An 18,295-nucleotide genomic window follows, 5' to 3' on the forward strand; every position below is an offset into this window, starting at 1 on the left:
GAAATCCCTACTCTCCCGGCCACACGGGCGCGCGCTTCTCTTGGAACGCGAGCACGCCCTCGGCCGAATCCTTGCTGGTGAGCGCCGCCATGAGCGCGGGGAGGCTCGTGGCGCGGGCCTCGGCGGGCGTGAGGTGCGCCGTGCGGGTCACCATCTGCTTGACGGCCCGCACCGAGGTGGGTGCGCACGCCCGAATCTGGTCGAGCCAGCGTTCGACGGCGGAGTCCAGCTCCGCGGCCGGGACCACTTCGTTGACGAGCCCCATCGAGGCCATCTCCGCCGCTCCGGCCTTGCGGCCGGTGAGGAGCATCGACATGGCCTGCGTGTAGGGGACGCGCCGCACGAGCTGGTGGATCCCGCCGTCGAGCGCGAGCCGGCCCACGCGCGGCTCGGTGAGGCCGAACTGCGCGTGCTCCGCGGCGACCACGATGTCCGCGCCGAGGACCATCTCCATCCCGCCGCCCAGCGCGTAGCCGTTGACGCGCGCGATCACCGGGACGTCGAGCGTCGCGCGCAGGCTCAGGCCGCCGAAGCCGTTCGGGTCGAGGTCGGCCCAGTACTCGAGCCCGGTCTTGTCCACGCCGGAGGCGGACATGTCCGCGCCGACGCAGAACGCACGCTCGCCCGCGCCCGTGACGACGACCGCGCGGACGCTGCGATCCGCCTCGATGCGCGCCCAGACCTCGTTGAGGCGTTCCGTTGTGGGGCCGTCCACGGCGTTGAGCACGTGCGGCCGGTCGATCACGACCCACGCGACGCCGCCGCGGACGTCGAAGCGCACACCCTCCACCGCGGCCCCCATTTCCAGGTCAGCCGCGCTCACTGGAGCACCTGCGCTCACCGGAGCACCCGCGCTCACCGGAGCACCCCGAGCTCCTGGAGCCGGAGAATCGTCTCCTCGTCGAAGCCGTTCTCGCGCAGCACCTCGGCGTTGTGCTCGCCGAGGCGCGGCGCGACGCGGCGCACGGAGGCCGGCGTCTCCGAGAGGCGGATGGGCGCGTTGAGCATGCGGACCCTGCCGACGCTCGGGTGCTCCGCCTCGACGATCATGCCGTTGACGCGCGTCTGCTCGTCGGCGAGAGTCTGCTCGAGCGTGAAGACCGGCGCGTTGAGCAGGTCCTCGCCCTCGAGCCGCTCGGTCCAGTGCGCGGTGCTCCCGGTGGCGAACCGCTCGCGGAAGATGGCCTGGAGGGCGGGCTTGTTCTCGAACTGGCGCTCGAGGTTCGCGAACTCGGGCCGCTCGGTGAGGTCCTCGTCGAGCCCGAGCGCGCGTGAGATGCGCAGGAGCGGGTCCGGCGTGAAGCCGCCGACCATGCACACCGCGCCGTCGGTCGTTTCGAAGACGCCGCTGAGCGGCATCGCGCCCCAATTGACCTCGTAGCCGCGGTTGAGCTGCATGCACGCCTCCTGCATCTGCAGGTGCAGCATCGAGTCGTACATCGTGACCTCGACCTTCTGGCCCACGCCGCTCGTGTCCCTTGTCCGGAGGGCCAGGAGGATGCCCTGGAGCAGGTGCATTCCCGTGATGTAGTCGCACAGCGTGGTCGGGTAGATCGAGGGCGGGAGGTCCTCGCGGTCCCGGCGCCACATGACGCCGGAGTAGGCCTGGGCAATCGCGTCCTGGCCGCCCTTGTGCGAGTACGGACCCTCGGGTCCGAAGCCGGTGCCCGAGGCCCAGATGATGCGCGGGTTGGTGCGGCGCACCTCCTCATACCCAAAGCCCATGCGCTCCATGACGCCGGCGCGGAAGTTGCTCACCACGACGTCCGCACCGCTGATGAGCTGCGCAATGACCTCGCGGCCCTCCGCCGTGCGCGTGTCGACGCTGATCCCGCGCTTGTTGCGGTTGATCGACAGGAAGATCGGGTTGTCCTTGCCATCGGGGTCGGGGAAGGAGTTGCGCGAGATGTCGCCCGAGCCGGGCCGCTCGATCTTGATGACGTCGGCGCCGAAGTCGCCCAGGAGCTGGGTGCAGCTCGGGCCCATGAACACCTGCGTGAAGTCCACGATCTTGATCCCGGCGAGCGGGAGCGACCGTGCGGATTCAGTCTCAGCGCCGCGGGCGGTGGGGACGCCGGAGGGCGCCGTGGGCGTCTCAACGATGATGGTGCTCACGCTCCCACCCCCGCGAGGGTCGAATCGGCACCGAGGTTCGCGCCGCCGTCGTGCGCTGCGTCGTCGATCCCAGCGTTCGACGACGGGACGTCGCCTGGGTCTGCGCCTTGCCCGCGCATGCCCGCCTGGATGTCGCGGGGGTCGACCTCGCGCACGAGCTTCCCGCTCGCCACCGCGAGGGCCGACGCGACGCCCACGGCCTGGCCCATGGCCATGCACGGCGGGATCTCGCGGCTCATCTTCTGCGCCTCGGGGGTCGCGGAGTAGTGGCGCCCGGCCACGAGGAGCTGGTCGACCTCGCGCGGCAGGAGGGAGCGGTACGGGTAGTAGTAGTCGCGGCCGCGGGCGACCGTGTCGGCGAAGTGCCGGCGGGACACGACGTCCTCCTTCGTCATGACGTACTCGCCCTCGAGCAGGCGGGTCTGGCGAACGCCGAGCTGCGGGGCGGCATCGAGGATGTAGGCGTTCGCGAAGCCGGGGAGGTTCTCCTTGACGTACGCGACCGCCTCCGTGATGCGGTCGCGGGCGGCGAACTCGGCGGCAGTGAGGTCGGCGGGGTCCACGCCGTCGAAGCCGCTCATGTGGGGCGCGTTGCACCACACCACTCCCTCGAGCGGCGTCTTGAGCCACCACAGCTCCCACGCGCCGCCGAGCAGGCGCTTGACGCGCCGGTTGATCGCGCGGGCCTCCTTCGGGTTCTCCTGCTCGAAGCGCTCGGCCTCGGCGGTGTCGACGCCGCCGAGGCGGAACACGAGCGTCGTGATGTAGGAATCGTGGGCGAACTTCGCCCCGGCGCGCGAGGCGACGTCGATGTCCCCGGTCGTGTCGATGACGACGTCCGCGAGGTACGCCTGCGGGCCCGCCTTCGTCTCGACGACCACGCCCTTGAGGACGCCGTCGTCGACGATCGGGCGGGAGAACCACGAGTGCAGCCGGAGCGTCACGCCGGCCTCGCGGACCAGATCGTTCGAGACGCGCTTCCACCCGTCGGGGTCGAACGCGGCGGCGTAGCAGATGGGCTTGGGCGTGGAGTGCGAGTGGAAGTCGAACGTTCCGTAGCGGCCCCACTTGTTCCAGAGTTCCTGCGAGGTGCGGCGATCCTCGGCGGGCGGCACGACGGCGAGGCCCTGGGCCTGGAGGCGCTCGACGTACTCGGAGACGATGCCCGTGACCGTGATCTCGGGGCCGTTGACCATGTCATCCAGGACGAGGACCATCCCGCCGGACGCGAGCCCGCCCAGGTACGAATAGCGTTCGAGCAGAGTCACGCTCGCGCCGGACCGGGCCGCGGTGACGGCCGCCGCAACGCCGGCGGGGCCACCCCCGACCACGAGGACTTGCGAGCGGTTGACGATCGGTGCCGCGAGTTCTTCCGAGCGGACGCGCAGATCGAGTGTTTCCATGAGCAATGCTTCCTTACTTGCCGACGAAGACGCCGGACGAGCGGCGGGCGAGGAGGTAGAGGATGACGCTGAGGGCCGAGAGCACGGCCACATAGGTCGGGAAGATCCAGTCGGCGTGGAGGGACTGGAACCAGACCAGGAGGTAGGAGGCCGTGCCGCCGAAGACGGCGACCCCGATCCCGTAGCCGAGCGCGGTGCCGGTGCCACGGACGTTCTTCGGCATGAGGGACGCGCTCACCACGTTGTAGATGGTCATGTTGAGCACGAGCACCACCGAGCCACCGAGGAGCACGGCCGCGAAGCCGCCGATGCCGGGCCGGACGTAGAGCAGCATGAGGAAGACCGACGGGATGGCGAGGATTCGCGTGACCACGAACCAGCGCGAGAGGGCCTTCCCGTCCAGGAGCCTGCCCACTACCCAGCTGCCGATCACGAGGACGATCGCGAGCGCGGTCGTCAGCGCGAAGACCGCGGTGGCGTCCTCCTTGAAGTTGCTGCGGGCCGCCGTCGGGAGGCCCGTGTTCCAGGCGTAGTTGTACGCCTGGGCGGCTCCGACCACGAAGACGATCGCGAGGACGCCGAGCCAGTGCTTCCGGAGTCCTGACCACACGGTGCCGCCCGAGCTGGCCGCGAGCTCGTCGGGCCGCATGGTCTCGGGCAGGGTGCGCCGAAGGTACAGGACCACGACGCCGAGGACCGCGCCGATCACGAACGGGATCCGCCAGCCCCACGCGCTCATCGCGGCCCCGCCGATGGCGAGGCTCGAGAGGAAGCTCACGAGGGAGGCCAGGAGGATGCCCAGGTTCACGTAGAAGCTCATGAGCCCCGCGACCATGCCTTCGCGGCCTTCCGGCGCGAGCTCGACGGCGTGCGATGTGGAGAGAGGCGCCTCGATGCCGGTCGAGATGCCCTGGATGATGCGGGACGCGACGAGGATGGCTCCCGCCCATGGGCCGATCACGGCGTAGCTCGGCGTGACGGCGATGAGGAGGGTGGTGCCGGCCATGAGCATGATGGAGAGCAGCATGATCCGACGGCGGCCGATCCGGTCCGCGAAGACGCCGAGCAGAACGCCGCCGAGCGGCCGGAACGCGAAGCCGACGGCGAAGACGGCGAGCGTGTTGAGGGTCGCCGAGAGGGGATCCCGGTCCGGGAAGAAGTTCGGTCCGATGAAGGCCGAGAGGAGTCCGAAGACCATCCAGTCGTACCATTCGAGGGCATTGCCGAGGCCGAGGGCCAAGAGGCCCCTCCGCACTTCGGCGGAGAAACGGCGTGACTTGATGGGGTCAACTTTGACCACATTCTCGATCATGAGAGGTCCTTTGCCGCGCCGCTGCAGGGCGCGAGAGGGTATGCCGCATTGCACGCAGGCACATGCGGAAATGAGGTGTGAGAGGGGTCAGCCTGAAATGGCCGAATTACCAGGCCCGGGGGGCGCTGACCCAGATGGCTACGCAAACCTCTTCGTAGCTATTCGAATACCAGTGGGGGATCTCGGAGGAATAGGTGATGGAGTCGCCTTCGCTGAGGCTGTGGCGAACTCCGTCGAGATACACGTCCTTGCGGCCGGAAATGACGAGGCAGAATTCCTCGCCGCCGTGGTGGAAGGGCGTAGAGCTCGTGTCGTGGCCTGGCGGCGTCACGATCCACTGGACCTCGAGGGCCCCGTTGGTGTTGGGGGTCAGCAATTCATGAATTGCCTCGCCGACAGATTCGCGGGTGACGCCGCGCAGGTTGCGCCGCTCGGCTTTCCGGACTACCGGGGAGAGGCTTTCCGGCTGGCCCGTGAAGAAGCGGCCGACCGGTAGGTCCAGCCCGTGTGCCAGCTGGGCAAGGGTCGTGAAGGAGGGATTCGCCAGACCGCGTTCGATCTGGCTGACGATTGCCTGGCTGAGCCCGGTGGCGTCAGAGAGCTGGGCGAGGGTCATGCCAAGCTCCTTGCGCCTCGCCCGGACCTTGGTGCCCACTGACGCGAGCAGGGCGGTCGTGGCCGAGGGGGTCGGTGCGACGCTCTCCGTGGTCATGTCTTTCCTTCGTTCGGTGACCTGACTCACACAACTATAGTGAAGAAATTCAGCAGATCAAGGGTTTCTGTTCACTATCGTGTATTTCTTCACGGAGAACTGGTACCGCGTGCCCTTTCGCGCTCCTGCGCGGCCTCGAGCGCCGCCGCGAGCCGCGCGACCTGCTCGGTGAGTGCCTCGACCTTCGCCTCGAGCGTCTGCTCGATCTGCTCGACCTCGGCCTCGACCTCCTCGACTTCCGCCTCCACCTCGGCCTCCACCTCGGCGGCGGTCCGCGCGGACACGCTCTCCACGAGCCACGCCGCGATGGACGCCGTCACGACGCCGAGCACCGCGATGCCCGCGATCATGAGGCCCGCCGCGACGAAGCGGCCCACGATCGTGATCGGGTAGTGGTCGCCGTAGCCCACGGTCGTGATGGTCTCGAGCGCCCACCAGATCGCATCGCCGAACGAGCGGATGTTGGAGCCCGCCTCGTTCTGCTCGACGTCCTCCACCGCGAGAGCAGCGCAGTAGATGATCGTCGCGGCCGAGCCCACGACGTACAGGAGCAACCGACCCCGGAGGGCCGCGCCCGCCTTGTTGTGGACCACGCGGAGGAAGGTCACGAGCCGGAGGAGCCGCAAGGGGCGGAGCGCGGGGAGGGCCAGGATGGCGAGCTCGTGGAGATTCCGCACGAACCACCGGCCGCGCTCGGGAGCGAGGATGAGCTGCCCCGTGTAGTCGACCACGAACACGGCCCACGCGGCCCACACGAGCGTTTCCGCCCAGATCCCCTCCGACTCCGGCAGATTCGCGATCACCTGAATGGAATACGCCGCGAGGAACACGACGGCGGCCGCGAGGGTCGGCCACTCCGTGAGCCTCCGCCACTGCTCGATGCTCATGGCCGAAGGGTACCGCCGCGCGAGCCGCCTGTGGACACCCCGCCGGAACCCGCCGTACCATCGAAGCCAACGCTGGGGACAGCCCTTGGAAAGTCAGCCATGTCCGCAGCATCAGGCACGTGGTCCGGTGCCTCAACCCCTCAGCCCAGCACCCCGGACGGGTCCGCCCCGGACGTCCTCGAACTCCGCGTCCACGGCATCCGGAACTCGCCTCCGCAGGACATGCTCGGCACGCCGACGTCCAACATCGCCCTCGCGCAGGACGGCGTGATCCCGCTTGGCGATTCCCTCGCCGGCTTCTACACGGTCCGCGAGCCACTGCCCGGCGAGAAGACGCACCTCGAGGCCTACAGCTGGGGCAACCTCGACCGCTTCCTGCGCGGCAACAGCCTGCTCGGCAAGGCTGGCCGCACGCTCTACAACCTCGGCTGGTTCATCATCGCGCCGTTCGGTTTCTCCAACGCCGCCTACTGGGCGCGCTCGTTCCGGCCCGACGCGAGCCGCGAGGGCGGCCTCCGCACGGGCAGCGGCGGGGGAGTGGTCCGCGTGTTCGCGCTCCTCCTGACGCTCTGGCTCGTCGCCGCCGTCTCGACCGTCGCGTTCGATCTCGTAGCCGTCCAGTGCTTCCTGCCCACCGGTGTGCCGAACTCGTGGAAGCTGTGCAGCGCGCTCCCGTCCCAGTTCGACGGCCTGCGCGAGCTCACGCGAGGCCAGCGCCTGGCGGCCCTTTCGCTCACGCCGATCGCCGCCGTCGTCCTCGTGGGGCTTCTGGGCTTCGCGAGCAACGTCCGCTTCCGCACGCGCGCCCTCGACGCCGCCCGCGCCCGCGGGCTCGACGCCGAGCACGACGCGTTCGCGCTCGCCGTTCCCGCCCTCTGGGTGCGGCGGCGCATCAACTCGCCCACGGGAACGCTGCACATCGCAGCGAGCCTTCTGCTCGTGGTCATCCTCCTCATGAGCGACGCCGCGGCCCACGATGGCCCGGCCCCCGTCTCGCTCCTCTCCGTCGCGGCGGTGGAGCTCGCCGCCGTCGGCTACGTGGTCGCATGGTGGTCGCGCTCGGTGCGCCCTCCGCTCGTGGCCGACTTCTGGGCGCGCCGCGAGGTGTGGGCGTACTTCCTGCTCGGGACCGCGATCCTCACGTACGTCGTGTGCGTCATCGTCGAGGCGACCACTCCGACCACGGACCAAACCGCGCCGTTCACGGCCGGGCAGCTCACGCCCACCGTGATCCTCGTTCTCCTGACCATCCTTGCGACCGTGGGCTGCGTGGTCCGCTCCGGCTACCACGAGTGGATCGCGACGGCGGTGCTCACCGTGGGCGTCCTCGCGCTCGTCGTCGCGGTGGGCGGCTGGCTCGACCCGCTCGGGTGGGCGGCGAACGCCGCGGCGGTCGCCGTCGTGGTCCTTGCGGGGGTGGGGTTCGTGGTGCCGTACGTGGTGCTCCGCCGCCGCGAGCCGCGCCGCCACGAGCACGCGTGGCACGGCGCCGGCCCCGGCGTGTTCATGTTCGTGGCGCTGCTCATCGGCGCGTTCCTCGCGAGCGCGGTCGCGCTCGGCACTGGCTCGTATCTCCGGTCCGGCCGCCTGCAGTCGCTCCCGGACCGCGGCGACCCCCTGTTCCGCGACGTCTCCATCCCCGCAGGCGCGCACGACATCGCCGTCCCGACCGTGTTCTGGGCCTTCGGAGGGGTTCTCGTGCTCATGGTCCTGTTCGTCATCGCGCTCCTCGGGGTGCCCGCGTGGTTCGGCGTGCAGAAGGGCGAGATCGAGAATCCTCCCGTCGACCCCTCGGAGAAGGCGTTCAAGCCCGAGATCGAGGCCGTGCGCCGCTCGAGCGCGTTCATGCAGCGGGCGGAGCCGCTCCTGCACACGGTGAGCTGGGTCATTGGCGTGACCGTAACCGTCTCGCTCGCGTTCACGGTCATGCGCCAGGCGCGCGGGCAGACGGGCCGCTGGGCGTGGGTCCTCGGCGTCCTCGGCTCGTGGCTCGGCGGGCGCGACGGGCTCGCGGCGTTCACGGCGTTCGCCGAGTGGGCCGTGCTCACGTCGGTGGTGCTCGGAGCGCTCGCCGTGCTCGCGGTCGCGATCGCGAACTCGGCCACGACCGGCGCGAGCCGCCCGCTCGGCCTCCTGTGGGACCTCATGGCGTGGCTCCCGCGCGCCGCGCACCCGTTCGGCCCCGCGTGCTTCTCCGAGCGGGCCGTCCCCGAGCTCGCCGACCGGATGATCCGCTGGCTCGAGCCCGACGGCGCACCCGCCCCTGCCCGCCGCGTGCTGCTCGCGACGCACAGCCTCGGGACCGTGCTCGGCGTCGCGTCGCTGTTCCACCTCGCGGCCCTCGGCCGAGCGGACCTCCTCAAGCGCGTGCGGCTGCTCACGTTCGGTATGCAGCTGCGGCCCTACTTCGGCCGGTTCTTCCCGGAGCTGTTCGGGCCCGAGGTGCTCGGCACGCCCGGGGTGGCGGCGCCGTCGTTCTGGACCGCCGACCCCTGGAAGGGCAAGGATCTCCACGACGCGCCCACGCCGTCCCGGGAGCGCACGGCGGCTTCGGCCGCGCAGGCCGCGGCGCACAGCGGCGACTCCTCGCGCTCGGTAGCAGGCACGCCCCTGACGGAGCTGCTCGATATCCCCGAGGGGGCGTTCGCGATCGCACCGCGTCCCCAGCCCGTGTGGATCAACCTGTGGCGGCGCACCGACTACCTGGGCTTCCCCGGGTATTCGTACTCCGCCACGCCCAACAACCTGGACCGTGTGACGCTCGAGATGGAGCCGGACTCGTACATGGCGCGCGTCGCGACCCACGGCAATTACTTCATGACCCTCGCGTACCTCGAGGCCCGCGACGACCTCCTCACGGGCTGGTAGCGATCGGGTGCGTCCCTTCCGTTGCGCCGTCACGTCCGCAGGGTGCGCACCCCGCGGACGTGACGGCGCAAGCGGTCGCCGCGCTAAGGTGTGCCCGTGACCCACAGCGATCCCGCCGCGTTCCCGCCCGACTTCTCCGCCGCCGTCGGCCGCCTCGCCGAGCTCACCGAGCGGTTCGCCGCCGCCGCGGAGCGCGTCGAGCGGTGGGACGCGGCCGTCCCCACGTGCCCTGGCTGGAGCGCCCGCGAGCTCGTGCTGCACCTCGGCACGATCCACGGCTGGGCCGCCGCCACGATCGGCGCCGAGCACGCGCCGGCCGATCCGCCGTTCGACGGCGAGGGCGTCCCCCTCCCGGCGTGGTACCGGTCCCGCGCCGCCGCGCTCGTCGCGGCGCTGCGTGGGGCGGGCCCCGAGGCGCCCGCGTGGACCCTGTGGGGCGACCGGGTCGCGGCGTTCTGGGCGCGCCGCCAGATCCATGAGACGGCGGTTCATACCTACGACCTCTCCCTGGCCCTTGCGGCGGGCGCCGGCGAGCCCTCGCCCTGGGCCGTCCCGGAGGCCATCGCGCTCGACGGGCTCCACGAGGTCCTCGCGGGCTTCTACCCGCGCCAGGTGCGGCTCGGGCGCACGGTCGGGCTGCCCGGCGTCGTCCGCTTCGAGGTGCGCACGGACGACGGCGGGCCGCTCGCCTCGCTCGAGGCGCCCGCCTTGGGCGCGGACGACGGCGCGGCCCCGCCCGAGCTGGGCACGGTCGCCGGGACGGCGCCGGAGCTGTATCTCGCGGTGTGGGGCCGGGGGCCGTACCCGGGCGCGCCGGCGGAGCTCGCCCACGCGATCCGGGCGGCGCGCCTCACGCCCTAAGCCGGCCGTCGGGCCCCGGGGCTACGATGGGCGCGCACGCTCCGCCAGCCGAAGCCAAGCCGGGCAAGAGTCAGGAGAAGCCATGCCGAATCGGCCAGAAGTCATCGTCTTCGACGTCAACGAGACCCTCTCCAACATGGGCCCCATGGGCCAGCGCTTCGCGGACGTCGGCGCGCCCGCGGGGCTCGCGAAACTCTGGTTCGCGGCGCTCCTGCGCGACGGCTTCGCGCTCACGGCGGCGGGGGACAACCCCTCGTTCGCCGAGGTGGGCGCCGAAGTGCTGCGCGGCGTGCTGCGGGGCATCAACCTGGACCGCGGACTTGACGAGGCCGTGCCGTACATCATGTCCGGCATGCTCGAGCTCGGCGTCCACGCCGACGTGGTGGGCGGCGTTCGGGCGCTGCGCGACGACGGGTATCGCCTCGTGACGCTGACGAACGGCGCGACGGCGGTCGCGGAGCGGCTGTTCGAGGGCGCCGGGATCCGTGACTGCTTCGAGGCACTTCTCACGGTCGAGGACGCCCCCGCGTGGAAGCCCGCCGCGTCGGCGTATCGCTACGCCGCGGACGCCTGCGGAGTGCCGGCTGAGGAGATGCTGCTCATCGCCGTCCACCCGTGGGATATTCACGGCGCCGCGCGCGCGGGCCTGCAGACAGCGTGGGTTGAGCGCGGCGGGGCGGCGTACCCTTCGTACTTCTCGGTCCCCGACCTCACCGTGGCCGGCATTGACGGAGTCGCGGCTGCCCTGCGCGAGCGATGACCGGCTCCTGACTCCGCGCGTCGAGCTCTTGACAGGGGCACCGCGGGATTAATAAAATCGAAGGACAAATTCATCTGTCCGGCCTGAAGACCCCCAGCATTCAGGCCGGAGGCACCAGCCGGGCGCTCAGGCAATATGCTGCGCGCCCGGCTGGAGGCGCCCCCCGCCACCCGCGGTCTCGCATCAGCTCGGGCGGCTGCGGCCGCCGTGCGAAAGGTCTTCCCCCATGACCACCGAATCCTCCCCCCGCACCAACCACTCCTACGGCTGGGTCCCGGACGTTCCGGACCAGCGCGACCACCTCTTCGCCGCGCCGCCCGCCGTGCTCGGCGCCCTCCCGCCGTCGGCCGATCTCACGGCACAGTGCCCGCCCGTCTACGACCAGGGCCAGCTCGGCTCGTGCACCGCGAACGCGATCGCGGCGGCGCTCGAGTTCGACGCCGACAAGCAGGGCATCACGGGGTACACGACCCCGTCGCGGCTCTTCGTCTACTACAACGAGCGGGTCATGGAGGGCACGGTCGCGAGCGACTCGGGCGCCCAGATCCGCGATGGCATCAAGTCGGTCGGCGCCCAGGGCGCGTGCCCCGAGACCGAGTGGCCGTATGTCATCTCGCAGTTCGCGGTCCAGCCGACCCAGCAGTGCTACATCGACGCCAAGCAGCACCGCGCCGTCGCGTATCAGCGCGTCTCGCGGACCCTCCAGCAGATGCAGGGCTGCCTCGCGGCGGGCTACCCGTTCGTGTTCGGCTTCACGGTCTACGAGTCCTTCGAGAGCCAGCAGGTCGCGCAGACCGGGGTCGCCCCCATGCCGGCCCCGAACGAACAGGTCCTCGGCGGGCACGCCGTCGTCGCCGTGGGCTACGACAACGCCAGCCAGCGCTTCCGCGTGCGGAACTCGTGGGGCACGGGCTGGGGCCAGGCGGGGTACTTCACCCTGCCGTACCAGTACTTGCTGTCAACGGGCCTCTCGAGCGACTTCTGGACCGTCCGCACGGTGAGCTGAACCGTCCTTCCGCTGCCCGCCCAATAGCCGTACCCGAGACGGTTGTTGGGCGGGTTAGCTGTGCCCGAGACGGGCGGGTCAGCCGCCGAAGGCCACGCCGGGCGCGCGATGGATGCGCAGGTCCGGCTCGTCGGCGCGATCGGTGAAGGGCCGGTTCTCGCCGGGGTTGAGGGGGTATTCCCAGTCGGCCCCGGCCTGCCCCTGGAGGTCCGCGTAATAGATCAGAGTCCCCGGTGCCGGGGCCACCGTGGCCAGTCCAATGGAGTTCTTGAGGAACGCGGGGTCCAGGCACAACGCCTTGCCCGCCCCCGTGGCCCGGAAGGGCGCCGGGGGGATGGACCGTGCCGGCGCGGCGGCGGTTCCGTACAGGATGGCGAAGCCCGCGCGGCTGTACAGATCGGCCGCGGCGTGGAGGAGCGCGGTGCCGAGCTCCGAGGATTCGGGGGCCGTGATCGAGGTGATCTGAGCTGCGAAGACCAGTGTCAGTCGCTCGAGCTGGAGATGGCCGGAGAACGTCCCGGGTTGGCGGAAGGCCTCGACTGCGGGTTCGGCGACGAGGACGGCGTACCGGCCCCTGGCATCCGTGGCGATCAGCACGGACGAGACCGCGTTGACGGCCGCCGTGTACCCGCGGGCATGGGCGGAGGCGAGCACCTCGTGGAAGTGCTGGGTGCCCCGTTCGGCCGCGTCGAGGGCCGCCGAGGCCGTCCCGTTGGCAACGGCCTGCGCCAAGGCCGGCGGGACGATCGTGGAGAGGCCGTAGATGCGGGCGAAGTCATCAGTGCGAACCCTGCGGAGGCTGAGGGGGAGGGGACTGGGGTATGAGGCTGTCTGCCCCGCTGCTGGATCCATCGTCGTCTTTCTGTCTGGGGGAGGGTGCCTCGCGCCGGGCGCGGGGCGAAAGGGGGATTCGGGTGCGTGAAGGGGGCGAGTTCGGGACGGAGCGGGTCGGCGGGTTGGGCTGTGACAAGAGTCCGAAGAACGGGCGGTGAAACGGGTCGGCGAAATGGGCCGCCGGAATGGCCGGCGGCATGGGCTTGCGGAACGGATCAGTGGATCCGGAGCGCGGCGTCGGCGCGGGGCTGCCCCCAGCGGCAGCCCCGAGCCTTCGCCGGGCACCAACCTCCTCTCTGCGAAAGCATGCGTCTGCGGGCGGGACGCCTACTCCTTGGTGGCGCCCGCGGTCGTGTTCATGATCCGGCGCTGGAAAATGATGAACAGGACGGCGACGGGGATCGTCATGAGCGTCGCCGCCGCGAGCTTGATGGGGAACTGCGAGCCCGCACTGAGGGCGCCCGAGGCGAGCTGCGCCGTGCCCTTCGTGAGGGTGAACAGGTCCGGGCTCTGCGTCGAGATGATCATCTGCGGGAGCTCGTTCCACGAGGCCTGGAACGAGAGGATGAACAGCGTGATGAGCGCCGAGCGGGACATCGGGAGCACCACGGACCAGAAGCGGCGGAACACGCCCGCGCCGTCGATCTTCGCGGCCTCCTCGATCGAGGGGGAGACCGACTCGAAGAAGTTGCGCATGATGAATACTCCGGCCGCGTCGGCGAGCATCGGGATGATCATGCCCGAGTACGAGTCGTACATCCCGAGTTCCTTGATCACGAGGAACTTCGGGATGAGCAGCACGACGGGCGGCACGGCCATGACCGCGATGAGGGCCGCGTAGACCACGTTCCGGCCCTTGAACGGCAGCCGCGAGAGCGCGTAGCCGGCCATGGAGTCGAACAGCACGCGCCCCGCCGTGACGATCACCGTCACGATGACCGTGTTGCCAAGCCACAGCGGCAGGTCGGTCTCGAAGAGCCGCTGGTACGCGGCGGTCGTGAAGGTCTGCGGGACGAGCGAGACGGGGTTGTTCGCGGCGTCGGTGTCCGTCTTGAACGAGTTCGCGAGGGAGACGATGAACGGGTAGATGTACACGAGCGCGAGCAGCACGAGCAGCACATAGGTGCCCACCGTCCCGCCCCGGAGCGGGCGTCGCCGCCGCGCGGCGGGGCGGGGATCGGACGACGGCGGAGCCCCCTCTGCTGCCCCGGGCTCGCCGGCGCGGTGCTTGCCTGGGTGGGCGGGCGCCGTCGTCTGTTCGCCTGAGCCGCCCGCCGGGCCGGCGGGGGAGAGCCTGAGTTCGTCAGCCACGGGTCCGCCTCCGTCTCGGCGTGCGGTCGCGCTCGCCGAGGAGCGCGCGCTGGATGATCGTGAAGACCACGATGATCGCGAAGAGGATGAACGCGATCGCCGCGCCGCGCCCCCACGCGTTGTTGATGAACGATTGGGAATAGGAGAGGAAGGCGGGCGTGAGGGTCGTCTTGGCGGGGCCGCCCTTCGACCCGACGTAGATCTGGTCGAAGATCTGCCACGTGCCGATGAGTCCCAGCGTCACGACCGTGAACGTGGTGGGCCGGAGCATGGGCAGCGTGACGTACCAGAAGCGCTGCCATGCGTTGGCGCCGTCCACGAGCGTGGCCTCTTCGATGTCCTGCGCGATCTGCTGGAGCGCCGCGAGGTAGATGAGCATGAACGTGCCGGACGTCGTGAAGATCGCCATGATGATGAACACGAGCATCGCGGGGCTCGGCCCGGAGACCCAGTCGAACCACGTGAGGCCCAGGAAGCCCGTGCCCGACGGCGCGTGGACGCCGAGCGCCTCGAGGATCACCCGCACCACGCCGCGGGTCTCGGTGAACCAGCCGGTCCCGGACCCGCCGAGCGCCTGGACCACGCCGTTGACCGCGCCGCTCGCGGAGAACAGGAACAGGAAGATGACCGTGATCGCCACCGAGGAGGTCACGGACGGGAAATAGAACGCGGTGCGGAACACGCCGCGCCCGGTGAGGATGCGGCGGTTCACGAGGACCGCGAGGAAGAGCGAGATGGCCGTCTGGACCGGCACCACGAGCACCACGTACCACGCGTTGTTCCGCAGCGAGGTGCCGAAGTCCGTCTGTGCGAGGCCCGGCTTCGCGAGGAGTGCCGAATAGTTGTCGCCGCCCACGAACTTGACGCCCGAGGAGAAGGGGCTGCCGAGCCCGTTCCAGTTCGAGACCGAGACCCACGCCGCGAGGAGGATCGGCAGCACGAGGAAGAGCCCGAGGACTATGAGGATGGGAGCGGTGAAGAGCCAGCCCGCGATCCCGTCGCGGCCCCGGATGCCGGGGCCGCGACGGCGCGGGCGGGCTGTGGCCGGGGCTGGCCGCAGCGCGCTCGTCATGAGGATCTCCTAGGAGGGCCGGGGGCTACGAGAGGCCCGGGAGGCCCGAGAGGTTGTTCTGGACCTTGTCGAGGATCGACTTCGGGTCCGTGGTGGGCAGGGCGTCGAGCTGCGAGTCGAAGTCCTTGATGACGTCGCTGATGCCCGCGACGCTCGGGATCGACTTCGACGACGCCGCGCCGTCGAGGAACGCGGTCTGATCCGGGAAGGCCGTCTTCCACTGGTCGGCGATCGACTGGACCGACGGCATGACGCCGAACGCCTTCGCGAAGCCCATCTGCTGCTCGGGCTGCGTGAGGTACGTGACGAGGTCGAGCGCGCCGCCCTTGTTCTTCGACTGCGAGGCCATGCCCCAACCGCCGTCGTACTGGATGGTGCCCTGTCCCTTGGGGCCGGCCGGGAGCGCGACCGCCTTGTACTTGACGGACGAGTAGTCCTTCGTCATGGCGCCCGAGATCCAGTTGCCCTCGATGGTCATCGCGGCCTTCTGGGTGCCGAACGCCTCGCCGCCCCAGCCCGCGCCGACCTGGGACGAGAACTTCATCGCGCCCTCGCCGAGCAGCTTCTTCGCGTACGTGAGGGCCTGGACGTTCGCGCTCGAGTTCGCAGCAGCCTTGCCGCTGTCGTCCACGAGCCAGCCGCCGGCCTGGGCCATGAACGCGCCCAGCCGCTCGAACTGCCCGGACACCGAGAGGCCCACGTGCTGCGGCGTGGTGAGCTTCTTCGCGACCGCCTCAAGCTGATCCCACGTCTTCGGGACGTCCGAGTCGGTGAGGCCCGCGGCCTTCCACATGTCCGTGTTGATCACGAGGCTGAGCGTCGAGAAGTCCTTCGGAGCCGCGTACGCCTTGCCGTTGACCGTGAACGCCTTCACGAGGGACGGGTAGAAGCTGTCCTTGTTCTTCATCTGGTCGACGTACGGCTCGAGCGATCCGTTGCCGGCGTACGTGGCGATCGTGTCGTTCGTGACGTAGAAGAGGTCCGGCGGGTTGCCGCCCGAGAAGCCCTGTGAGAGCTGCTGGCTCAGGTCGGAGGCCACGTTGACCGTGGCCGTGGTGCCGGACTGCTTGGACCACGCCGCGACGGCGGCCTTGACCGCGGTCGTCTCGGCGTCGCCCGAGGAGCCGATGAGGATGGTGAGCGGCTGGTGGTTGTCGGCGCCGGCCGCCGCCGTCGAGGACGACGTCGAGCCGGCGTTCCCGCCGCCGCAGGCCGAGAGTGCGAGCGCGGCGGCGAACGCGGCGGCCGCGGCGATGCTTGCCCTCCTGGTGATGTTCATTCGTGCTCCATTTCTTTCAGGGTGAGGTGCTGCCCGAAGCGGGCAACGAGCTCGCGCGAACCACGAGCTCGGGAATGAGAAGAGTTGAGTCGTCGGGGGCCTGCCGGCGCCCGTCGAGCTGCGAGAGGACGCTCTTGAGCGCCCACTGGGCCGCGTCCTCGAGCGGCTGGCGCACCGAGCTGATGCCGAGCGCTGCCGCGGTGGGGCTGTCGTCGAAGCCGACGACGGCGGCCCGGGCACCTGCCGCCTGGACCGCGCCGAAGGCGCCCACGGCGAGCGAGTCGGACGCGCACACGAACGCCGTCGCGCCGGCCGCGAGGAGCCGCGTGGTGGCCTCGGCGCCCGCGAGGATGCCGTCCTGCTGCGAAGAATCCAAGGACCGGCGCTGACGCGGGGGGACGCCAGCGCCGGCCATGGCCTCCTCCCAGCCGCGGCGGCGCTCGTCGCCCGTGCCGGAGCCCTTGGGCCAGCCCACAAACGCGATGCTGCGGTGGCCGAGCTCGATGAGGTGCCGCGTGGCCCGCGCGGTTCCCGCGGCGCCGTCGACGTCGATCCATGCGTGGGCCGGTTCCGACGCGCCGCCGCGGGCGGGCCATGGGCGGCCGAACACGGAGAACGGAACCCCGTGGCCGGAGAGCCAGCGATATCGGCTGTCATTGGGGTGCGTGCCGACGAGCACGAACGCGTCCGCGGCGCGTGCCTGGGTGAGGACGGAGAACTGGCGGAGCTCGTCCTGGTCGGATTCGGCCGTGTAGAGCACGACGCGGTAGTCCTGCTTCTCGGCCTGCGCGGTGAGGGCGTGCAGGAAACCGTCGAGCACCACGCCGCCGATCCCGTCCCGCACGGGGTCCAGCCGGTAGGCCAAGACGCCCGATCGGGCCGTGCGCATCTGGCGGGCCGCGGCGCTGCGCACGTAGCCGGTCTCCTCGATCGCCGCGAGCACTCGCTTGAGGGTCTCAGGCTGGAGCCGTTCGGGGTTGTTGAGCGCGTTGGAGACGGTCTGGCGTGAGACCCCGGCCTGCGCCGCGACGGTTGAGACGGTGGGTCGCGGGGCAGTCACGGGGGGTTGCGCACTGCCCTCAACCATTGCCGCTCCTCTCCGTCGTGAAGCCTTTCGCGGCTTTGATCGATCAACTAGGGTGGCCAGTAGTCATTTGATTGATCAAATCCGGGGATGTCTCCAGAATTGACTACACGGCCCGAACGTGTCAAGCACCTCACAGGAAGCGATCCGAATCCCATGCCAGAGAAGCTCCAGCCTTTCCTCCACGACCTCGAGCTCGTGTTCCGCGCGCCGACCCAGGCGTGGTCGGATCGCGACGGGCAGATCCGCGCGGGCGATTCGGGCGGGTCGACCGTCCAGGGCGTCATGCATTCCGACGTGCGCGTGCTGAGCGAGGCGGTGCTCGAGGTGGCCGGCAAGGAGCCCGAGCCAGCCGGCTCCTGGCACGACGGCGCCGCGCTCGTGCTCGTGGGGCTCCCGCGCAACATCGACGGCCCGGGCGCCGATCCGACCACGCGGCTCACTCGGACGCGCCGCGTCGAGGCGGGGTCGATGCAGGAGGAGATCGAGTTCTCGTGCGCGACGGACGGTCCCGTCACGGCCGAGGTCACGGTCCGGCTCGCGGCGGACCTCGTGCCGATGGAGGCGGTGAAGTCGGGCTTCCCGGCTGATGCGGTTGCGGCCGAGCCCTCCGCCGGCGGGCTCACGTGGGCCGCGGGGGAGGTGACGGCCGCCGTCGAGGCGCCGGGCGCCGTCGTCGATCTTTCCGACCCCGCCCACCCCGTGCTCGCGTGGACGCTCACAGCGGCCCCGGGGAAGCCTGCCCGGGCCTCGTGGCGACTCGCGGCGGAGGACAGGATCGCCGCCGTCGT

General features: G+C 70.5%; 15 protein-coding genes and 1 pseudogene. 5 read left to right on the forward strand and 11 right to left on the reverse strand.

Features of this window, described 5'->3' with window-relative positions; translation table 11 throughout:
• Nucleotides 1-7: 7 nt before the first annotated feature.
• The 6 genes from ACOKR1_RS06240 to ACOKR1_RS06265 form a co-directional block, all read right to left on the reverse strand.
• The gene (locus tag ACOKR1_RS06240; protein ID WP_422936570.1) at nt 8-802 is read right to left on the reverse strand and encodes an enoyl-CoA hydratase-related protein; all 795 of its coding nucleotides are present in this window, start codon (nt 800-802) and stop codon (nt 8-10) included.
• A gap of 53 nt (nt 803-855) precedes the next feature.
• Nucleotides 856-2,103: a CaiB/BaiF CoA transferase family protein gene (locus tag ACOKR1_RS06245; RefSeq protein WP_422936571.1), complete on the reverse strand. Its 1,248-nt coding sequence runs from the start codon at nt 2,101-2,103 to the stop codon at nt 856-858.
• Nucleotides 2,104-2,111: 8 nt separating this feature from the next.
• Nucleotides 2,112-3,518, reverse strand: coding sequence for an FAD-dependent oxidoreductase (locus ACOKR1_RS06250; protein WP_422935844.1), 1,407 nt, complete (start codon nt 3,516-3,518; stop codon nt 2,112-2,114).
• A 13-nt stretch (nt 3,519-3,531) separates the two neighbouring features.
• The gene (locus ACOKR1_RS06255) at nt 3,532-4,830 is read right to left on the reverse strand and encodes an MFS transporter (RefSeq protein WP_422935845.1); all 1,299 of its coding nucleotides are present in this window, start codon (nt 4,828-4,830) and stop codon (nt 3,532-3,534) included.
• A 106-nt stretch (nt 4,831-4,936) separates the two neighbouring features.
• Entirely contained in the window at nt 4,937-5,542 is a 606-nt protein-coding gene (locus tag ACOKR1_RS06260) for a helix-turn-helix domain-containing protein (protein WP_422935846.1), read from the reverse strand.
• Between the two features lie 89 nt (nt 5,543-5,631).
• Nucleotides 5,632-6,429, reverse strand: a complete 798-nt coding sequence (locus ACOKR1_RS06265) for a potassium channel family protein (protein ID WP_422935847.1) — start codon at nt 6,427-6,429, stop codon at nt 5,632-5,634.
• Between the two features lie 99 nt (nt 6,430-6,528).
• On the opposite strand from ACOKR1_RS06265, the gene ACOKR1_RS06270 reads away from it, so the two are divergent.
• The 4 genes from ACOKR1_RS06270 (at nt 6,529) to ACOKR1_RS06285 (ending at nt 11,924) form a co-directional block, all read left to right on the forward strand.
• The gene (locus tag ACOKR1_RS06270) at nt 6,529-9,297 is read left to right on the forward strand and encodes a hypothetical protein (protein ID WP_422935848.1); all 2,769 of its coding nucleotides are present in this window, start codon (nt 6,529-6,531) and stop codon (nt 9,295-9,297) included.
• A 96-nt stretch (nt 9,298-9,393) separates the two neighbouring features.
• Nucleotides 9,394-10,158, forward strand: a complete 765-nt coding sequence (locus ACOKR1_RS06275) for a maleylpyruvate isomerase family mycothiol-dependent enzyme (RefSeq protein WP_422935849.1) — start codon at nt 9,394-9,396, stop codon at nt 10,156-10,158.
• A gap of 82 nt (nt 10,159-10,240) precedes the next feature.
• A complete protein-coding gene (locus ACOKR1_RS06280) occupies nt 10,241-10,918 on the forward strand; it encodes a haloacid dehalogenase type II (protein ID WP_422935850.1) in 678 nt (225 codons plus the stop codon).
• A 226-nt stretch (nt 10,919-11,144) separates the two neighbouring features.
• On the forward strand, nt 11,145-11,924 hold the full coding sequence (locus tag ACOKR1_RS06285; RefSeq protein ID WP_422935851.1) for a C1 family peptidase: 780 nt from the start codon (nt 11,145-11,147) through the stop codon (nt 11,922-11,924).
• A gap of 78 nt (nt 11,925-12,002) precedes the next feature.
• Here the strand turns inward: ACOKR1_RS06285 and ACOKR1_RS06290 are convergent, their stop codons facing one another.
• The 5 genes from ACOKR1_RS06290 to ACOKR1_RS06310 form a co-directional block, all read right to left on the reverse strand.
• Nucleotides 12,003-12,776 carry a hypothetical protein gene (locus ACOKR1_RS06290; RefSeq protein ID WP_422935852.1) on the reverse strand — a complete coding sequence of 258 codons (774 nt, stop codon included), beginning with the start codon at nt 12,774-12,776 and terminating at the stop codon, nt 12,003-12,005.
• 309 nt (nt 12,777-13,085) lie between these two features.
• Nucleotides 13,086-13,889, reverse strand: coding sequence for a carbohydrate ABC transporter permease (locus tag ACOKR1_RS06295; protein WP_422936572.1), 804 nt, complete (start codon nt 13,887-13,889; stop codon nt 13,086-13,088).
• Between the two features lie 172 nt (nt 13,890-14,061).
• The gene (locus ACOKR1_RS06300; RefSeq protein WP_422935853.1) at nt 14,062-15,141 is read right to left on the reverse strand and encodes a carbohydrate ABC transporter permease; all 1,080 of its coding nucleotides are present in this window, start codon (nt 15,139-15,141) and stop codon (nt 14,062-14,064) included.
• A gap of 25 nt (nt 15,142-15,166) precedes the next feature.
• The gene (locus ACOKR1_RS06305) at nt 15,167-16,420 is read right to left on the reverse strand and encodes a sugar ABC transporter substrate-binding protein (RefSeq protein WP_422935854.1); all 1,254 of its coding nucleotides are present in this window, start codon (nt 16,418-16,420) and stop codon (nt 15,167-15,169) included.
• Between the two features lie 16 nt (nt 16,421-16,436).
• Complete coding sequence (locus tag ACOKR1_RS06310) at nt 16,437-17,480, reverse strand: LacI family DNA-binding transcriptional regulator (RefSeq protein ID WP_422935855.1); 1,044 nt, start codon at nt 17,478-17,480, stop codon at nt 16,437-16,439.
• Between the two features lie 180 nt (nt 17,481-17,660).
• Between ACOKR1_RS06310 and ACOKR1_RS06315 the strand changes: the two are divergent.
• Nucleotides 17,661-18,200: pseudogene (locus tag ACOKR1_RS06315) on the forward strand (glycogen debranching N-terminal domain-containing protein); the annotation flags it as partial.
• Nucleotides 18,201-18,295: the final 95 nt, after the last annotated feature.

The organism is Sinomonas sp. P47F7, from assembly GCF_049332655.1.
GTDB lineage: Bacteria > Actinomycetota > Actinomycetes > Actinomycetales > Micrococcaceae > Sinomonas.